Source organism: Streptomyces sp. NPDC090127, from assembly GCF_044746945.1.
In the GTDB taxonomy this organism is placed as follows: Bacteria; Actinomycetota; Actinomycetes; order Streptomycetales; family Streptomycetaceae; genus Streptomyces.
The window spans coordinates 584,523-601,486 of record NZ_JBIVDE010000002.1; the positions used below are offsets into that span (position 1 = coordinate 584,523).

General features: G+C 72.3%; 14 protein-coding genes. 10 read left to right on the top strand and 4 right to left on the bottom strand.

What is annotated here, in order from left to right; translation table 11 throughout:
• The first annotated feature begins 174 nt into the window (after positions 1-174).
• The 3 genes from ACIPPS_RS08270 to xdhC are packed head-to-tail and all read left to right on the top strand — an operon-like array spanning position 175 to position 4,947.
• Positions 175-1,656, top strand: coding sequence for a xanthine dehydrogenase small subunit (locus ACIPPS_RS08270; protein ID WP_401428351.1), 1,482 nt, complete (start codon positions 175-177; stop codon positions 1,654-1,656).
• Positions 1,653-4,136 carry a xanthine dehydrogenase molybdopterin binding subunit gene (gene xdhB / locus ACIPPS_RS08275; protein ID WP_401428353.1) on the top strand — a complete coding sequence of 828 codons (2,484 nt, stop codon included), beginning with the start codon at positions 1,653-1,655 and terminating at the stop codon, positions 4,134-4,136. Before ACIPPS_RS08270 ends, xdhB begins: the two co-directional genes overlap by 4 nt.
• Before the next feature lies 1 nt (position 4,137).
• Positions 4,138-4,947: a xanthine dehydrogenase accessory protein XdhC gene (xdhC, locus tag ACIPPS_RS08280; protein WP_401429535.1), complete on the top strand. Its 810-nt coding sequence runs from the start codon at positions 4,138-4,140 to the stop codon at positions 4,945-4,947.
• 73 nt (positions 4,948-5,020) lie between these two features.
• Here xdhC and ACIPPS_RS08285 read toward each other — a convergent pair whose 3' ends face one another.
• The gene (locus tag ACIPPS_RS08285) at positions 5,021-6,160 is read right to left on the bottom strand and encodes a lipase (protein ID WP_401429537.1); all 1,140 of its coding nucleotides are present in this window, start codon (positions 6,158-6,160) and stop codon (positions 5,021-5,023) included.
• Positions 6,161-6,388: 228 nt separating this feature from the next.
• Here ACIPPS_RS08285 and ACIPPS_RS08290 point away from each other — a divergent pair, with 228 nt between their 5' ends.
• The 7 genes from ACIPPS_RS08290 to ACIPPS_RS08320 all read left to right on the top strand — a co-directional run bounded on the left by ACIPPS_RS08290 (position 6,389) and on the right by ACIPPS_RS08320 (position 13,525).
• Complete coding sequence (locus ACIPPS_RS08290) at positions 6,389-7,426, top strand: ABC transporter substrate-binding protein (RefSeq protein WP_401428356.1); 1,038 nt, start codon at positions 6,389-6,391, stop codon at positions 7,424-7,426.
• Positions 7,416-8,540, top strand: coding sequence for a FecCD family ABC transporter permease (locus ACIPPS_RS08295; protein ID WP_401428359.1), 1,125 nt, complete (start codon positions 7,416-7,418; stop codon positions 8,538-8,540). Before ACIPPS_RS08290 ends, ACIPPS_RS08295 begins: the two co-directional genes overlap by 11 nt.
• Positions 8,537-9,343: an ABC transporter ATP-binding protein gene (locus ACIPPS_RS08300; protein WP_401428361.1), complete on the top strand. Its 807-nt coding sequence runs from the start codon at positions 8,537-8,539 to the stop codon at positions 9,341-9,343. Before ACIPPS_RS08295 ends, ACIPPS_RS08300 begins: the two co-directional genes overlap by 4 nt.
• On the top strand, positions 9,340-10,185 hold the full coding sequence (locus ACIPPS_RS08305) for a Rossmann-like domain-containing protein (protein ID WP_401428363.1): 846 nt from the start codon (positions 9,340-9,342) through the stop codon (positions 10,183-10,185). The genes ACIPPS_RS08300 and ACIPPS_RS08305 overlap by 4 nt, the downstream gene beginning before the upstream one ends.
• Positions 10,182-11,189: a GHMP kinase gene (locus ACIPPS_RS08310; protein WP_401428366.1), complete on the top strand. Its 1,008-nt coding sequence runs from the start codon at positions 10,182-10,184 to the stop codon at positions 11,187-11,189. Before ACIPPS_RS08305 ends, ACIPPS_RS08310 begins: the two co-directional genes overlap by 4 nt.
• A complete protein-coding gene (locus ACIPPS_RS08315; protein ID WP_401428368.1) occupies positions 11,147-12,163 on the top strand; it encodes a pyridoxal-phosphate dependent enzyme in 1,017 nt (338 codons plus the stop codon). The genes ACIPPS_RS08310 and ACIPPS_RS08315 overlap by 43 nt, the downstream gene beginning before the upstream one ends.
• Before the next feature lie 84 nt (positions 12,164-12,247).
• Positions 12,248-13,525, top strand: a complete 1,278-nt coding sequence (locus ACIPPS_RS08320; protein WP_401428370.1) for an MFS transporter — start codon at positions 12,248-12,250, stop codon at positions 13,523-13,525.
• Between the two features lie 359 nt (positions 13,526-13,884).
• Here the strand turns inward: ACIPPS_RS08320 and ACIPPS_RS08325 are convergent, their stop codons facing one another.
• The 3 genes from ACIPPS_RS08325 to nhaA all read right to left on the bottom strand — a co-directional run bounded on the left by ACIPPS_RS08325 (position 13,885) and on the right by nhaA (position 16,905).
• On the bottom strand, positions 13,885-15,000 hold the full coding sequence (locus ACIPPS_RS08325) for an SPFH domain-containing protein (RefSeq protein ID WP_401428372.1): 1,116 nt from the start codon (positions 14,998-15,000) through the stop codon (positions 13,885-13,887).
• A gap of 29 nt (positions 15,001-15,029) precedes the next feature.
• Positions 15,030-15,467 (bottom strand): NfeD family protein, encoded by a 438-nt coding sequence (locus tag ACIPPS_RS08330; protein ID WP_401428374.1) that lies wholly within the window; start codon positions 15,465-15,467, stop codon positions 15,030-15,032.
• A 136-nt stretch (positions 15,468-15,603) separates the two neighbouring features.
• Complete coding sequence (gene nhaA, locus ACIPPS_RS08335) at positions 15,604-16,905, bottom strand: Na+/H+ antiporter NhaA (RefSeq protein ID WP_401428376.1); 1,302 nt, start codon at positions 16,903-16,905, stop codon at positions 15,604-15,606.
• Between the last annotated feature and the right edge of the window lie 59 nt (positions 16,906-16,964).

The following is a 16,964-nucleotide window of genomic DNA, read 5'->3' on the forward strand; positions in this document are numbered from 1 at the left end:
ATGTGCCCGTCCGTGGCACATTCCAGGTCTTCTTTCACCGCCTCCTGGCACGCCCTCCTGCCGCGTGCCGTTTTGCGCCCACTCCTCCCCCGTGGCGCGTCTGAACACAGAAAGCTGCCCGAAATTGGCGAACATGATGAATCGACCCGTCGCGCACCGAAACGAGGGCCTGTCGTGGTAGCGCCGCGGATCACGGTCAACGGGACAGAAACCCCGATCTCACCGGCCTCGCCCCACACCACCGTGCTCGATCTCCTGCGCGAGCGTGGCCTCACCGGGACCAAGGAGGGCTGCGCGGAGGGTGAGTGCGGCGCCTGTTCGGTCCTGGTGGCGCGCCCCGGGGTGACCAAGCCCACCGACTGGGTGGCGGTCAACGCCTGCCTGGTCCCGGCCGCGGCACTCGACGGTCAGGAGATCATCACCTCCGAAGGGCTCGCCACCGCTTCCGGGCCCGGAACGCCACCCGTCCTGCACCCGGTGCAGGAGGAGATGGCGGTGCGTGGCGGCTCCCAATGCGGTTACTGCACACCGGGGTTCGTCTGCAGCATGGCCGCCGAGTACTACCGGCCCGACCGCTGCGCCCACCCCACCTCGGAGGCGGACTCGACCGATGTCACCGACGTCGACGCCGAGCACGGCCCGAACGGCTTCGACCTCCACGCGCTGAGCGGGAACCTGTGCCGCTGCACCGGCTACCGCCCGATTCGCGACGCCGCGTTCGCCGTCGGGGCGCCCACCGACACCGACCCGCTCGCGCAGCGTCGCGAGCAGGCGCCGCCCGCGCCGGTCGCCACCTCCTACGCGCAGGACGACAGCGTGTTCCTGCGGAAGAGCACCCTGGACGAGACGCTGCGGCTGCTGCGCGAGCGGCCCGACGCGGTCGTGGTCGCCGGTTCCACCGACTGGGGCGTGGAGGTGAACATCCGCTCCCGCCGGGCGGATTGTGTGGTCGCCGTCGACCGACTCCCCGAACTGCGGGAGCTGCGCGTCGCGGACGACTCCGTCGAGATCGGGGCGGCGCTGACACTCACCGAGATCGAAGGCCGCCTCGACGGCCACGTCCCGCTGCTGGCGGAGCTGTTCCCGCAGTTCGCCTCGCGGCTCATCCGCAACGGAGCGACCCTCGGCGGCAATCTGGGGACCGGCTCCCCCATCGGCGACAGCCCGCCGGTGCTGCTCGCGCTGGAGGCATCGGTGGTCCTCGCCGACGCCGACGGGGAACGCGAGGTTCCGCTGGCGGACTACTTCACCGGCTACCGGCAGAGCGTGCGCCGTCCCGGCGAGCTGATCCGCGCGGTGCGCGTCCCCCTGCCGCTGTCGCCGGTCACGGCCTTCCACAAGATCGCCAAGCGCCGCTTCGACGACATCTCCAGCGTGGCGGTCGCGTTCGCGCTCGACATCGAGGGCGGAATCGTCCGTAAGGCGCGGATCGGCCTGGGCGGCGTGGCCGCCACCCCGATCCGCGCCCTCTCCACCGAGGCGGCCCTGGAGGGCCGGTCATGGGCGGCCGAGACCGTCGAGACGGCGGCGCTGCTGCTCCAGGCCGAGGGCACGCCGATGAACGATCACCGTGCCAGCGCCGCCTACCGCTCCGCGATGCTCGGTCAGAGCCTGCTGAAGCTGTACGCGCAGACAACCGAGGCGGTTTCCTCATGAGCCAGCTGTCCGAGCGCCCCGAGAAGCCCGTCGTCGGCGTCTCGATGCCGCACGAGAGCGCCACCCAGCACGTGACCGGCACCGCGCTCTACACCGACGACCTGGTCCATCGGACCAAGTCCGTGCTGCACGCCCACCCGGTCCAGGTCATGAAGGCCCACGGCCGGATCACCGCGCTGCGCACCGAGCCCGCGCTCGCCGTGCCCGGGGTGGTCCGCGTGCTGACCGGCGCCGATGTGCCCGGCGTCAACGATGCCGGGATGAAGCATGACGAACCGCTCTTCCCCGACGAGGTCATGTTCTACGGCCACGCGGTCGCCTGGGTGCTCGGCGAGACCCTGGAGGCGGCCCGGCTCGGTGCGGCGGCCGTCGAGGTGGAGCTCGACGAGAAGCCCTCGGTGATCACGCTGCGGGAGGCCATCGACGCCGGCAGCTTCCACGGCGCCCGGCCCGTGATGCTGACCGGTGACGTCGACGCCGGGTTCGCGGACTCCGCGCACGTGTTCACCGGCGAGTTCCAGTTCTCCGATCAGGAGCACTTCTATCTGGAGACCCACGCGGCGCTGGCGTATGTCGACGAGGCCGAGCAGGTGTTCGTCCAGAGCAGCACCCAACACCCGTCCGAGACCCAGGAGATCGTCGCTCACGTCCTCGGTCTGCACAGCCACGAGGTGACGGTGCAGTGCCTGCGGATGGGTGGCGGGTTCGGCGGCAAGGAGATGCAGCCGCACGGGTTCGCGGCTGTCGCCGCGCTCGGCGCCAAGCTGACCGGCCGGCCCGTCCGGGTGCGGCTCAACCGGACCCAGGACCTGACCATGTCCGGCAAGCGGCACGGGTTCCACGCCGCGTGGAAGATCGGTTTCGACGCCGACGGCCGGATCCGGGCCCTCGCCGCCACCCTGACCGCGGACGGCGGCTGGAGCCTGGACCTGTCCGAGCCGGTGGTGGCGCGTGCGCTGTGCCACATCGACAACACCTACTGGATCCCCAACGCGCGGATCGACGGTCGCATCGCCAAGACCAACAAGGTCTCCAACACCGCCTTCCGCGGCTTCGGAGGACCCCAGGGCATGCTGGTGATCGAGGACATCATGGGCCGGTGCGCGCCCCTGCTCGGCCTGGATCCGACGGAGTTGCGGGAACGGAACTTCTACCGGCGGGGTCAGTCGACGCCGTACGGGCAGCAGGTCGTGCAGCCGGAGCGGATCTCCGCCGTCTGGGAGCAGGTCAAGGAGAACGCCGGCGTCGTCGACCGGCAGCGGCAGATCGCCGCCTTCAACGCCGCGCACCCGCACACCAAGCGGGCCCTGGCGATCACCGGCCTCAAGTTCGGCATCTCGTTCAACCTCACCGCCTTCAACCAGGGCGGCGCGCTGGTACTGATCTACAAGGACGGCTCGGTCCTGATCAACCACGGCGGCACCGAGATGGGGCAGGGCCTGCACACCAAGATGCTGCAGGTGGCCGCGACCACGCTGGGCATCCCGCCGCACAAGGTGCGGCTGGCCCCCACGCGTACCGACAAGGTGCCCAACACCTCCGCCACCGCCGCCAGTGCCGGTGCGGATCTCAACGGCGCGGCGGTGAAGAACGCCTGCGAGCAGCTGCGCGGACGGCTATTGGAGGTGGCCGGCACCCAGCTGGGTGCGCCGGCGTCGGACGTGCGCATCGTCGAGGGCGTCGCGCGTACGTTGGGCAGCGACAGGGAGCTGGCCTGGGACGACCTGGTGCGCACGGCGTACTTCCAGCGGGTCCAGCTGTCGGCGGCCGGTTTCTACCGGACCGAGGGTCTGCACTGGGACGCCAAGTCGTTCCGGGGCACACCGTTCAAGTACTTCGCCCACGGCGCCGCCGCGGCCGAGGTCGAGGTGGACGGTTTCACCGGCGCGTACCGGATCCGGCGGGTGGACATCGTGCACGACGTCGGCGACAGCCTGTCCCCGATGATCGACATCGGTCAGGTCGAGGGCGGCTTCGTGCAGGGCGCGGGCTGGCTGACCCTGGAGGACATGCGCTGGGACGCCGGCGACGGGCCGAACCGCGGCCGGCTGCTGACCCAGGCCGCGAGCACCTACAAGCTGCCGAGCTTCTCGGAGATGCCCGAGGAGTTCCACGTCACGCTGTTGCAGAACGTCTCCGAGGAGGGCGCGGTCTACGGCTCCAAGGCGGTGGGCGAGCCTCCGCTGATGCTGGCGTTCTCGGTACGCGAAGCGCTGCGGCAGGCCGCCGCCTCCTTCGGACCGAGCGGCCGCAGCGTCGAGTTGGCGTCGCCGGCGACGCCGGAGGCGGTGTACTGGGCGATCCAGGCTGCCCGCCGGGGCGACGGCTCCCCGACCGGCGACACCCGCCCCGGCGCTGCCACCCCTGGCGACGCCGGAGACGGCAACGCCACCCCCGGTCACGCCACCTCCGGTCATGCCGGGGTCGGGCGGGCCGACGGCCGGGGCCGGACCGACGCAGAAGTGCTGAGCGGTGCCTGACATGACGTGGGTCGCCGCGGTCGCACGGTTGCGGGCACGTCGGGAGTCCGGCGTGCTGGTGACCGTCGCGACCGTGCGCGGCCACGCCCCGCGCAACGCCGGCGCGAAGCTCGTCGTCGGCCAGAACGAGACCTGGGGATCGATCGGTGGCGGCAACGTCGAGGCCGTGGCGATCGATCGGGCCCGGGAGGTGATCGTCGCGGACCGACCGGAGCCGGAGCTGATCGATTTCGCCCTGAACGACAAGGTGACCAACCGGCACGGCGTGCAGTGCTGCGGCGGCACGGTCTCCGTACTGCTCGAACCGCTGCCGGTGGTAAGGGCCGTGGCGATCTTCGGCGTCGGGCACGTCGGCCTGGAGCTGGCGCGCATCCTGGCACGACAGGACCTCGACCTGCACCTGATCGACACCCGGTCGGACATCCTGACCGAGGAGCGGCTGGACGTGCTGGCGGACGCGGTGGCGCAGGTGCATGTGCATCACACGCCGCTGCTGCCGGAGGAGGTGCTGGCGGAGTTGCCGCGCGGCACCCACGTCCTGATCATGACCCATGATCACGCCGAGGACGCCGCTCTGTGCGACACCGCCCTGCGCACGGCCCATCTCGGCTCGATCGGGCTGATCGGCTCGACGGCCAAGTGGGGCCGGTTCCGCGCCCTCCTCGCCAACGAGGGCGGACACGACGAGGCGACCATCGACCGGATCAAGACCCCGATCGGGCTGACCGACATCACGGGCAAGGAGCCCGCGACGATCGCGGTGAGCGTCGCCGCCGATCTGCTGCGCGCCTTCGAGACCGAGGGGAGCTGACGCTCCGGCCGAACGAACGGCGGAGGGGGCGCCCCGCGCGTACGCAAGTACGCGCGCGGGGCGCCCTCTTCGGTCAATGGAAGGGGCCGCCGTCCGCGAAGGCAAGGGCGGCGAACCTTCTGCCCATGCGGCGGTATGCCGGGGCGGTGGGGTGAAGGCCGTCGGCCAGATCGTCCGTCTCGTCGGGGCCAAGCAGCTCGCGGCCGTCGAGATGGTGGAGGTGGGGGTCGCGTTTCCGCCGGGCCGTCACGATCCTTTCCAGCTCCGCGCGGACCACCGCCAGCGACAACGCGCCCCGAGCCACTTCCGACGGGTCTCCCAGGGCGGTGATCTTCCCGTCCCGGCCCGTCGCGGTCGGGCCGGGAGCCTCTTCGAGTGCCGGACAGCTCACCGGGGACGTCAGCAGGAGCGGGGTGTCCGGGTGCCCGTCCCGGATCGTGTCCAGGAATCCGTGCACCGCCGGGCCGAACGTCCGCAGCCGGAAGGCGGCGAGGCTCACGATGTTGATGCCCACCTTGAGACTGATCAGGTCCGCGGGCATGTCGCGGATCGTCCGGGCGACATAGGGGTCCAGCATCGCGTTGCCCGCCTGGCTGAGGTTGATCACCTCCACTCCGCCGAGCGCGGCCGCCACCACCGGCCAGGTGTCGGTCGGCCCCTCGGCCTCGATGCAGTGGCTGATCGAACTGCCGTGATGGACCCAGCGGCGCCGGCCGTCCGGCAGCGGCGGTAGTACGTCACCGTCGGCGCGCAGCGCCACCAGTTCCGTGGGGGTCTGCTGGGGCAGCCACAGCTCGACGCTCTTCATGCCGGCCGGTAGCCCGGTGAACCGCACGGTCCCGGGCTCGCCCGGAACCAGTCGCTGCGCGGCCCCGGGGCCCGCCATGCGCAGCACGTTGCCCAGGGGCGCCTGCCGACGCTCCATCAGGACGCCGTTCACCAGCAGGTCCAGCATGCCCGTCGGACGGGGTCCGGGGTCGGTGTCGAGCTGCCCCGTGAAGGTGAGCACCTCGAACTCCAGGACACGCGCGTCGGTGCGGAACACCAGGCGCACGCCCGACGGCATCACGCTCACGCCGTGGACCGTCGGGTCCTGGTACTGCTCCGTGGTCCACGCGGGCAGACGGCGCGGCATCACCCCCGTTTCCGTGACCTCCAGGTCCAGCGCCCCCCGTAGCTCCACCGCACCGCCCACCAGCGGAACCGCCCGCATCGCCGCCACCACCGCTCCTGCCTCTGAGAGAAATCCACGGTCTCGAACCCCGTGATCATCGAACGTCGATGACGACCGATCAACCCGCGGCGCCCCCATCCGCATCGACCGGTCGGCACCCCGGGGTAGTTTATTGAAAACGATTACCATTACAGTACTCTCCGAACGCGGCACTCCCGCCCCGTGCACGACACCGTGCGCTCCCACCGACCGCAGACCGGAGAACCCATGCGCCACCCCGCCCGCCTCGGCATCGCCCTCGCCACCGCTCTCGCCGCGGCGACCACAGGCTGCTCGGCGGCCACCGGCGGCTCCCCCGCCGCCGACAAGGCCGCCCGCCCGGCAGCGGCCGAGCCGACGGCCGTCACCAGCTGCGGAGAGCGGCTCTCCTTCGACGAGCCGCCCCGGCGGGCCGTGGCCCTGGACCAGACATCGACCGAGACCCTGCTGGAGCTCGGCCTCCAGGACCGCATGGCCGGGACGGCGAACCTGAAGACGAAGATCCCGCCGCAGTACCAGGCCGCCTACGCCGGCGTCCCCGTCCTCGCCCCCAAGATCGCCACCGGCGAGCAACTGCGCGCCGCCACCCCGGACCTCGTCGTCGCCGGGTCCACGGACCTCTTCACCAAGGACCGCGCCGGCACCCGCGAGGAGCTCGGCGCGCTCAAGGTGCCCACCTTCGTCAGCGCCGTGGACTGCCCCCGGCAGAACCCGGCCGGCCGGACCCCCTTCGAGCTGCTCTTCTCCGACTACGAGACGTTGGGCAAGATCTTCGGCGCCGAGCAGCGGGCCGGCCGGCTCGCCGCCGACCAGCGCGCCGCGGTCGCCAAGGCCGGCGAGACCGCGGCCGGGGTCCCCCGGGGCGCGGACCGGCCGACGGTCGTCTACCTCTACTCCGTCTTCAACGGCATGCCCTACGTGGCGGGCGGGACCGGCCTCCCCAGCGAGATGAGCCGGATCGTCGGCGCGAAGAACGCCTTCGACGACGTGCGGGAGGACTGGCCGGAGGTCTCCTGGGAGGAAGTCGCCGAGCGCGACCCGGACTTCATCGTGATCGGCGACCTCTCCGAGCGCGGCCGGCCCGGCGACAGCGCCGGAGAGAAGCGCGCCACGATGGCCGGGCACCCGGTCGTCTCCCGGCTGACGGCGGTGCGCAGCAACAAGATCATCGAGGTTCCGGGCATCGAACTCGACCCGTCCGTCCGCTCCGTGCACGCGCTGAGCCTGCTGGCGGCCGGTATGAAGGACCTCGGCCATGCCCGCTGACCCGGCCGTCCGGCCGGGACCGGTGGATCTGCTCCGTCCCGCGGCGCGCGGGGCGGCGCCACCACCGGTCGCCGCGACCGTGCCTCCGCCCCGGGCGGGCCGGTCCGCGCCGACGCAGGCGGGGCTGTTCCTCGTCGCCGCGGCCGTGCTCGTCGTGTCCGTGGCGGCGTCGGTACGGATCGGCACCACCGCGGTGGGATGGGCCGACCTCGCCAGGGTGCTCGGCACCCGCCTCGGTCTGGGTGTCGAGCCGTTGCCGCCACTGGTGGACTCGCTCGTCTGGGATCTGCGGTTCCCCCGTGTGCTGCTGGCGGCCCTGGTCGGTGCCTCGCTCGCCGTGTGCGGCACGGTGCTGCAGGCGGTCACCCGTAACGCCCTCGCCGACCCGTACCTGCTCGGGGTGTCCTCGGGGGCGTCGACCGGCGCCGTCGCCGTCGTCGTGCTCGGCGTCGGCGCGAGCACGCTCGGGGTCACCGGCGGCGCCCTGACCGGCGCGCTGCTCTCCTTCGGCCTGCTGCTGGTCCTGCTGCGCCGGACCGGTCTCGACTCGGCGCGGATCGTCCTCACGGGCGTCGTCGTCGGCCAGCTCTTCACCGCGCTGACGTCGCTGATCCTGATGGCCTCCGCCGACGCGGACACCACCCGCGCGGTCACCCACTGGCTGCTCGGTTCGATGGCCCCGGCGCGCTGGGACGCCGTCGTGGTCTGCGCGATCGTCGCGCCCGTCGGGCTCGCGGTGGCGTGGCTCTGCTCGCACGCCCTCGACGGGCTGGCGTTCGGCGCCGACACCGCCGCGTCCCTGGGCATCGGCGTACGGCAGGTCCGGCTGCTGCTGCTCGTGGTGACCGCCGTGCTGACGTCGGTGGCGGTGGCCACGGTCGGTGCCATCGGATTCGTCGGGCTGATCGTGCCGCACGGAGTCCGGTTCCTGATCGGGCCGTTGCACCGGGTGCTGCTGCCCTACGCGGCGCTCTCGGGCGCGGTGTTCCTGGTGTGGACGGACGCGCTGGCGCGGTTCGCCTTCGCTCCCCGGGAGGTGCCGGTGGGCGTGATCACCGCCCTGCTCGGCGTACCGCTGTTCCTTCTCGTCCTGCGCAGGCGAGGTGAGCTGTGAGGATCACCGCCGAACGGCTGAGCTGGTCGGTGGCGGGTACGACCGTCGTCCGCGACGTGAGCCTGGACATCGTCCCGGGCGAGACCGTCGGGCTGCTCGGCCCCAACGGGTCGGGCAAGTCGTCGCTGCTGCGCTGTCTCGCGGGGCTGCGCGTTCCGGACGCGGGCACGGTCCGCTACGACGGGGAGCCGGTACGGGACTGGGGCGCGCGCCGGATCGCCCGTCATGTCGCCTTCGTCGAGCAGGACTCGGGGTCCGACAGCGATCTGCGCGTCGCCGACCTCGTGGGGCTCGGACGGACCGCCTACCGGAGCCGCTGGCGCGGACCGGATGCCCAGGACAGGGCCGTCGTCGTCGCCGCACTGGACCGTGTCGGGCTCACCGCTCTCGCGGACCGGCCCTGGAAGGCGCTGTCGGGCGGCGAACGGCAGCGCGCCCACATCGCCCGCGCGCTGGCCCAACAGCCGTACTGCCTGCTGCTCGACGAGCCGACCAACCACCTCGACATCAAGCATCAGCTGGAGCTCATGGAACTGCTGTCCGCCACCGATCAGACGGTCCTGGTCGCGGCGCACGACCTCTCCCTGGCCGCGCGGTACTGCGACCGGCTGCTGCTGATGCACCGGGGGCGCCTGGTCGCCGACGGCTCCCCCGCCCACGTCCTCGACCCCGAACGGCTCGCCGCCGTCTTCGAGGTGGACGCCGAGCTCGCCGCCGACGCCCTCGGCAACCTCACGGTCGCCTACCGCGGGCCGCTGTCCCCCTCCCGCCTTCCCCTCACCCAGCACCAAGGAGCCTTGTGAACACCACGACGAACACCGCCGCCGCCCGGAGCGTCGACGCCCTGGCGACCGCCGTACTCCGGGGGGAGTACGGCCCGCCGCCCTCCGCGCTCGTCGCGACCAGCGTCTTCTGGATCCACCACGGGACCCGGCTGGCCGGCGGCGACACCACCTATCTCAACCAGTACGTGCTCGTGCGCCTCGGCGGCTCGTTCGGCGGCTGCGCCTTCGAGGCCGGTGAGATCGACCCGGCCGTCTGCCGGGACTCCTCCGGCGTCCCTCTCGACGTCCTGCTGCGCGACGCTCCCCGACCGCTGCGCATCGCCGCTCTGGACGCCTACCTCGCCGAGGCGCGGCCGCACCGCGCGGCGGCGGATGCCGGGGAGGCCGAGCCGGTCACCCTTCCGGCCGGCCCGCCGGAGGTCCGTGCCAGGGCCCGGGACGCCGCCATCGCCGGACTGCTGGACATCGGGGAGGGCGCGACCGTGGGCCTCATCGGCGTCGTCAACCCGCTGGTCGCCGCGATCCGGGAGCGCGGCGGCGTCCCCCTGCCCTGCGACTTCAACCTGCGGACCACCCAGTGGGGCGATCCGGTCACCGACGACATGAACGACGTCCTGGACCGCGCCGATGCCGTCGTCGCCACCGGGATGACTCTCGGCAACGGCTCGTTCGACACGATCCTCGACCGCTGCCGCGCCCGGGGCATCCCCCTGGTCGTCTACGCCCAGAGCGGCAGCGCCGTGACCCGCGCCTTCCTCGGGGCCGGCGTCACCGCGCTGTCCGCCGAACCGTTTCCGTTCTCCCAGTTCAGCGCCGAACCGACCACCCTGTACCGCTACCGGACGGTGAGCGGCACATGATCCCGGCCGCTCGCCCGGCCGTACCCGGTGCCGGTGCCGTCCTCACCGGCACCGCGTACGCCTCCTGCCACCACGGCGAGATCCTGCAAGGGGTCTTCCTCGACGACCGCGGACACCGGTGCGCGGGCCTGGTCACCCTGCCCATGAGCGGACCGGGCAGCCGCGCCGAGTTCGTACGCCGTCCGGGCAGCCCGCCCGAAGAGCTCTCGGTCTTCCCCGCGGACCGTACGAAGGCACGGCGTGCGGCGGCCCTCGCCCTCGCGGAATGCGCTCCCCTGTGCGGGGAGGCACCGTGCGGAGGTCAGGTGCGGCTCACCGGTGGCATCCCCGTCGGCCTCGGCATGGGCAGCTCCACCAGCGACGTCATCGCCGTCGTGCGCGCTGTCGCGGACTCCTTCTCGCTGCGGCTGCCGTCCGAGACGATCGCCCGTCTCGCGGTGCGGGCCGAGCTGGCCTGCGACCCGTTGATGCTCGACGGCCGTCCCGTGCTCTTCGCCCAGCGGGAGGGGCGCGTCCTGGAAGTCCTCGGCCCGGCCCTGCCGCCGGTCGTCGTGGTGGGCTGTGTCCTCGGCGGCGGCGCGCCCGTGGACACCCTGTCGCTGCCCGTCCCGGTCCACGACGACGAGGACGTCCGGGCCTACGAGCGGCTGCGGGCGCTCCTGCGGCGCGCCGTGGTCACCGGCGACGTCGCGCTCCTCGGCGCGGTCGCCACCGCCAGCGCGCGCCGAGGACAGCAGCGCCTGGGACACGCCGAGTTCGACGCCCTCACGGACATCGCCGAAGCCGTCGGGGCGGTGGGGGTGCAGATCGCGCACAGCGGGGCGGTCGCCGGACTGCTCTTCGACCCCGCCGACGCGCGCCTGGCGAGCCGCGTGGCGGGCTGCGTACGCGCTCTGGAGAGCACAGGCGTCCCCACCACCCGGACCTTCACGACCCTTCCTCACCACCACGGAGTCTCCGCATGGACCAGCACATCGCCGACGCGATCGGCCGGCCGGACCTGATACGCCTCGACGACCGGCTCATCTGCCTGCGCTTCGAGACGATGAAGGTCGTCTCCGCACTGGCCGCCGTCCGTCACCTGCTCGACGCCGGAACCGTCCGCCGCGGCGACACGCTGCTGGACAGCTCCAGCGGCATCTACGCCTACGCCCTCGCCCTGGCCTGCCACCGCCACGGTCTGCGCTGTCACATCGTCGGCTCCACGACCGTCGACCGGACGCTGCGGACCCAGCTCGCCGTGCTCGGCGCGACGCTCGAACAGATGGAGCCGTGCAGCGACCTCAAACTCGATCAGAAGCGGCGGGTCGCCCGCGTCCACGAGATCCTCGCCGAACACCCCGACCACCACTGGATGCGGCAGTACCACGACGACATCCACTACCTCGGCTACCGCTCCATCGCCCGCCGTATCCGCGAGGCGACCGGTGCGGAGGAGCTCACCCTCGTCGGCGGGGTGGGGTCGGGTGCCTCCACCGGGGCGCTCGCCCGCTACCTGCGGGAGGACTCGCCCGGCGTGGAACTCGTCGGCGTACAGCCGTACGGAAGCGTCACGTTCGGCAGCGAGCACGTCGCCGACCCGGAGATCATCATCGCCGGCATCGGCAGCTCCATCCCCTTCGCCAACGTCCGCCACGAGCTGTACGACACCCTCCACTGGGTGGCCTTCGAGGCGGCCCTCGCCGGCAGTACGGACCTGCTGCGACGCCACGCCGTCTTCGCCGGACTGTCCACGGGCGCCGGCTACCTCGCCGCCCGCTGGGAACGCGACCGGTCCCCTCGGCGGACCGTGGTCTTCATCGCCGCCGACACCGGCCACCGGTACGTGGACACGGTCTTCGCCCGGCACGCGGAAGCCGCCCGCATCGAAGACCTCGCGCCCCGGCCGGTGACCACCCAGGCCGAACTCGCCCTCCCCTGGTCCCGGATGCGGTGGAACCGCTCACCGGCGCCCGCGCCGGCCGCGACGCGCTCCTGAGCCCGCACGGCTCCGGCGCCCGACGACGACAGACGACGGCATCGCACCCCCTTCCCGACCCCTCCCCCAAGGAGCAACCTCACCGTGGCGACCACACCCACGCCGGTGGCGGCCGAAGCCGACACCCCACCCCCTCGTTCGGTCCTGCGGGACACCGCGTTCCTGCGCCTCTGGGCCGGAACGACCGCGTCCGGGCTCGCGACCTGGGCCCTGCCCTTCGTCCTCGGTCTCGCCGTCCTGCACCGCGACCTGGACGGAGCCGGTCTCGGCCTGGCCCTCGCCGCGCGTACCGCCGGATTCCTCGTCGCCGTCTCCGTCGGCGGCGTGCTGGCCGACCGGCACTCGCGCCGCGCCGTCGTCCTCTGGTCGGCCCTCGCGGCAGCGGTCGCCTCGCCCCTCCTCGCCGCCGGACTGGGCCGCTCTCTGCTGCTGATGGCGGCCGCCGCGGCTCTCGCGGGCGCCGGACAGGGCGCCTGCCGCCCTGCGTTCCAGGCGCTCACCGCCGAGACCGTCGCCCCGGACAGCCGTCAGCAGGCCAACGCCGCCATGACGATGGCCGTACGCAGTTCCACGCTCGCGGGCCCCGCCCTGACGGCACTTCTCGCGGCCTTCCTCGACGTCTGGGCCCTGCTGCTCGGCATCGGCCTGCTCTGGCTGGTCGCCGCGCTCGTGCCGGCCAGGGGGACAGTGCCGGGCGGTGATCCGACCGCTGATCCGGCCGCCGGGCCCGCCGACCGCGCCGGCTTCCGCGTCGAGTTCCTGGAGGGGATACGCGAGGCACGCCGTCACCCCTGGTTCCTCGCCGGGCTCGGCGCGCTCGTCGCGGTCATCGCGCTCGGCTACTCCGCCACCAGCGTCGCGCTGCCGCTGATCAGCCGTGATCACTACGGCTCCGCGTGGGTCCTGGCCTCGGCCATGACCGCCTACACCGTGGGCGCGCTCGGCGGGGCCCTGGTCATCGCCCGATGGCGCCCCCGTTCCCAGGGCTGGGCGGCCTTCGCCGGACTGGCCGCGTACGGTGTCGCGCCGCTGAGCCTGACGCTGCCCGTGCACCCGGTCGTGGTCGTCGCCGCGTACGCCGTCGCCGGCGTCGGGATCGAGCTGTTCAACGTGCCCTGGTTCACGGCCACCCAGCGCGAAGTCGCCCCGGACAAGCTGGCCCGCGTCTCCTCGCTGGACTTCCTGGTCTCCTACGGCCTGGCACCGGTCGGCCTCGCCCTGATCGCCCGTGCCATGGCGGCGTTCGGCGTCACGCCGGTACTGGCCGTGTGCGCCGCCGCCTGCTTCCTCGTCCCGTGCGCGGCGGCTCTCGTCCCCACCGCCCGCCACTTCGCGCGGACGGCTCCCCCGGCGAGGGAGTGAGGGGCGTGCCGGCAGGGCGAGATGCTGCGCACGTGGGCCCGGGACCACGGTGTGACCGGCACCGGGGGTGGACATCAACACCGTCTTCCGGCCCGCAAGGACGACCTGCCGCCGCTGCCGGAACTGCTCGAACAGTTCGGTGCCCTGGGCTGTGACGTCGTCGAGATGGTCCTCGCCGACCAGGACAGCTGGGACCGGTACGCGGCAAGCCCCGGCACGCCCTGCCGGGGGCTCACTCACGCGCACCGCACCTCATGCGTCACGGGCCACGACGGAGTCGATCAGTGTCAACCCGCCGCCGGACGCGAGGCCGCGCTCCCGCTTCCGCGTTCGGCTCGCCCCGCGCGTCACTCGTCGGCTCATTCGCCGGTCGTCTGCCCCCGTCCCGGCGCCTGGGTGACTTTCGCGGCCTCGGCCTTCGCGTCGTTCACCACGGCGTCGGCCTGCTTCGCCACCTCGTCGGCGGCCGCCGCGGCGTCCAACGACAGCGGCGAGGCCGCGGCCAGCTCCTGCGCGCCGCCGTCGTCCGGCGCGGAGTCGGTGGGGGCATCGGGATCGGCCGCGGCCGCTCCCCCGCGCGAGGCCGCATCGGGCAGACCCATCGTCGACCGGTCACCGAAGGCGCCGGTCACGGCGCGAACGGCCTCGGTCAGCTCGCCCGGGATCACCCAGAACGTGTTGTTCTCGCTCTTCGCCAGGTGCGGGAGAGTCTCGAGGTACTTGTAGGCGAGGATCTTCGGGTCGGCGTTGTTGCGATGGACGGCCTGGAAGACCCGCTCCACCGCCTTCGCCTCGCCGTCCGCGCGGAGGATCATGGCCTGCTGCGTGCCCTGCGCTTCCAGGATGTCCTTCTGCTTCGTACCCTCCGCGGTGAGGATCTTGGCCTGCCGCTCACCTTCGGCGTGCAGGATGGCCGCGCGCTTGTCGCGCTCGGCCCGCATCTGCTTCTCCATCGCCTCTTTGATGGTGTTCGGTGGATCGATCGCCTTGATCTCGACGCGGTTGACCCGGATGCCCCACTTGCCGGTCGCGTCGTCGAGGACGGCGCGGAGGCGGGCGTTGATCTCCTCGCGTGAGGTGAGCGTCTCCTCCAGGTCCATCGAGCCGATGACGTTGCGCAGCGTGGTGACGGTGAGCTGATCGATGGCGTGCAGATAGTCGGCGACCTCGTAGGCCGCCGCTCGCGGGTCGGTGATCTGGTAGTAGAGAACGGTGTCGATGTTCACCACGAGGTTGTCCTCGGTGATCACCGGCTTGGGCGCGGACGAGTACACCTGCTCGCGCACGTCGAGTTTGGTGTTGACGCGGTCCGCCACCGGCACGACGAAGTTCAGGCCGGGTTGCAGCGTCCGCCGGTACCGGCCGAACCGCTCGATGTTGTACCGGCGCGCCTGCGGGACGATGCGTACCGTGGCGGCCAGGAGGAAGACGACGACGATCGCCGCCACGAGAATCGGGATGACCACGGGGTCCACAATCCCTCCCTGGGGACGTGTTCAGCCGTTCACGGAAGCAGTTCGCGGGGGTAGACGAGGGCTGTGGCGCCTTCGATCTCCATGACGTCCACCAGCGCTCCCACCGGGATCACGAGGCTTTCGTCGAGCGCGCGAGCCGACCATTCCTCACCGGAGAGCTTGATCAGGCCGTGACTCGCGGTGACCTCCTGCATGACCTCGGCCCGCTTGCCGATCAACGCATCGCTCCCCTCACGCGTGAGGGGCACCTGTGCCATCTGCCGGAGCGCGACCGGACGGATGAGGAGGAGGCCCACCGCCGCCGTCACGCCGAGCGCCACGAGCTGCCCGAGAAGGCCGACGCCCACACCGGCGACCACCGCGGCGACCAACGCGGCACCCGCGAACAGCCCGAAGACGAGCGTCAGGGTGAAGAACTCCGCGACGCCGAGCGCCGCGGCGGCGAGCAGCCATGCAAGCCACGGCATCGAATCAGCCTCCCTCAGGGGGACTCTCTTACCGTTCTACCCAGACGGAACCCACACAGAACGGATATTACGGTCACGTCTACGGTCGGGAGCGATCGGAGGCGACCGGAGGAGCCCACCGAGGGCTCCGCGGCGGTCACCTCGCGCCGCTGCGGGAGCCCGTCTGGTAGATGTCGGGGATGCCGTCGGCGTCGTCGTCGCGCTCCTCCTCCTCGTACAGGCGCTTGTAGAGGCGGTTGCGGCGGCGCAGGAGGACGGCGGCGAGGGCGGCGGCGATCAACGAGCCGACGAGGACGGCGGCCTTGATGTGCTCGGCTTCGGACGGGTCGGGGAAGGCCAGTTCACCGATCAGGAGGGCGACCGTGAAGCCGATCCCGGCCAGGGTCGCGAGACCGAATACGTCCGCCCAGGCCAGGTCGGGGTTGAGCCGCGCCCGGGTGAAGCGTGCGGCGAGGTAGGTGCCGAGGAAGATCCCCAGGATCTTGCCGACGACGAGGCCGGTGACGACGCCGAGGGGCTCGGGGTCGGTGAAGACGCGGCCCAGCGCGCCCCCGGAGACGGTGACGCCTGCGGCGAAGAGGGCGAAGAGGGGGACGGCGACGCCCGCGGAGACGGGGTGGACGAGGTGCGAGACGCGCGCGCCGGGCGAGGCGGCCTCGCCCTTGTCGCGGGTCGTACGGAGGATCAGGCCCATGGCCACGCCCGCGACGGTGGCGTGGACGCCGGAGTTGTACATGAGCGCCCAGGTCGCGACGCCGAGGGGCACGTACCACCACCAGCCACGGACCCGGAGGCGCTGGAGGACGTAGAAGAGGACCAGGCCGGCGAACGCCCCGCCCAGCGCCCAGAAGTTGAGGCCGGAGGTGAAGAAGACCGCGATGATGAGGATCGCGCCGAGGTCGTCCACGACGGCGAGGGTGAGGAGGAACGCCCGGAGCGCGGAGGGCAGATGGGTGCTGATGACCGCGAGGACGGCGAGGGCGAAGGCGATGTCGGTGGCCATGGGGACGGCCCAGCCGTGGAGGCTTCCGCCGCCGGACGCGGCGACCAGGGTGTAGAGGGCCGCCGGGACCGCCATGCCGCACAGGGCGGCGATCACGGGCAGGGCCGCGGTGGCGGGGGTGCGCAGTTCACCGACGACGAGTTCGCGCTTCAGCTCGATGCCCGCGACCAGGAAGAAGACCGCGAGGAGTCCGTCGGCCGTCCAGTGGCCGACCGACAGGTCGAGGCCGAGGGCGGGTATGCCGAAGTGGAAGTCCCGTACGGACTCGTACGCCGCGCTCCACGGGCTGTTCGCCCACACCAGTGCGACCACGGCGGCGGCGAGCAGGACGAGACCGCCTACGGTCTCCGTACGCAGCGCCTCGGTGATCGCCTGGCGTTCGGGCCAGGGCAGGACACCGAACACGGTGGTGCGCGGGGGGCGTGCCTCAGTCATGGGAAGGGTCCTCCGGGGCTTGTCGGCAGATGGGCACACAGACCCTCGGACGCCGACCA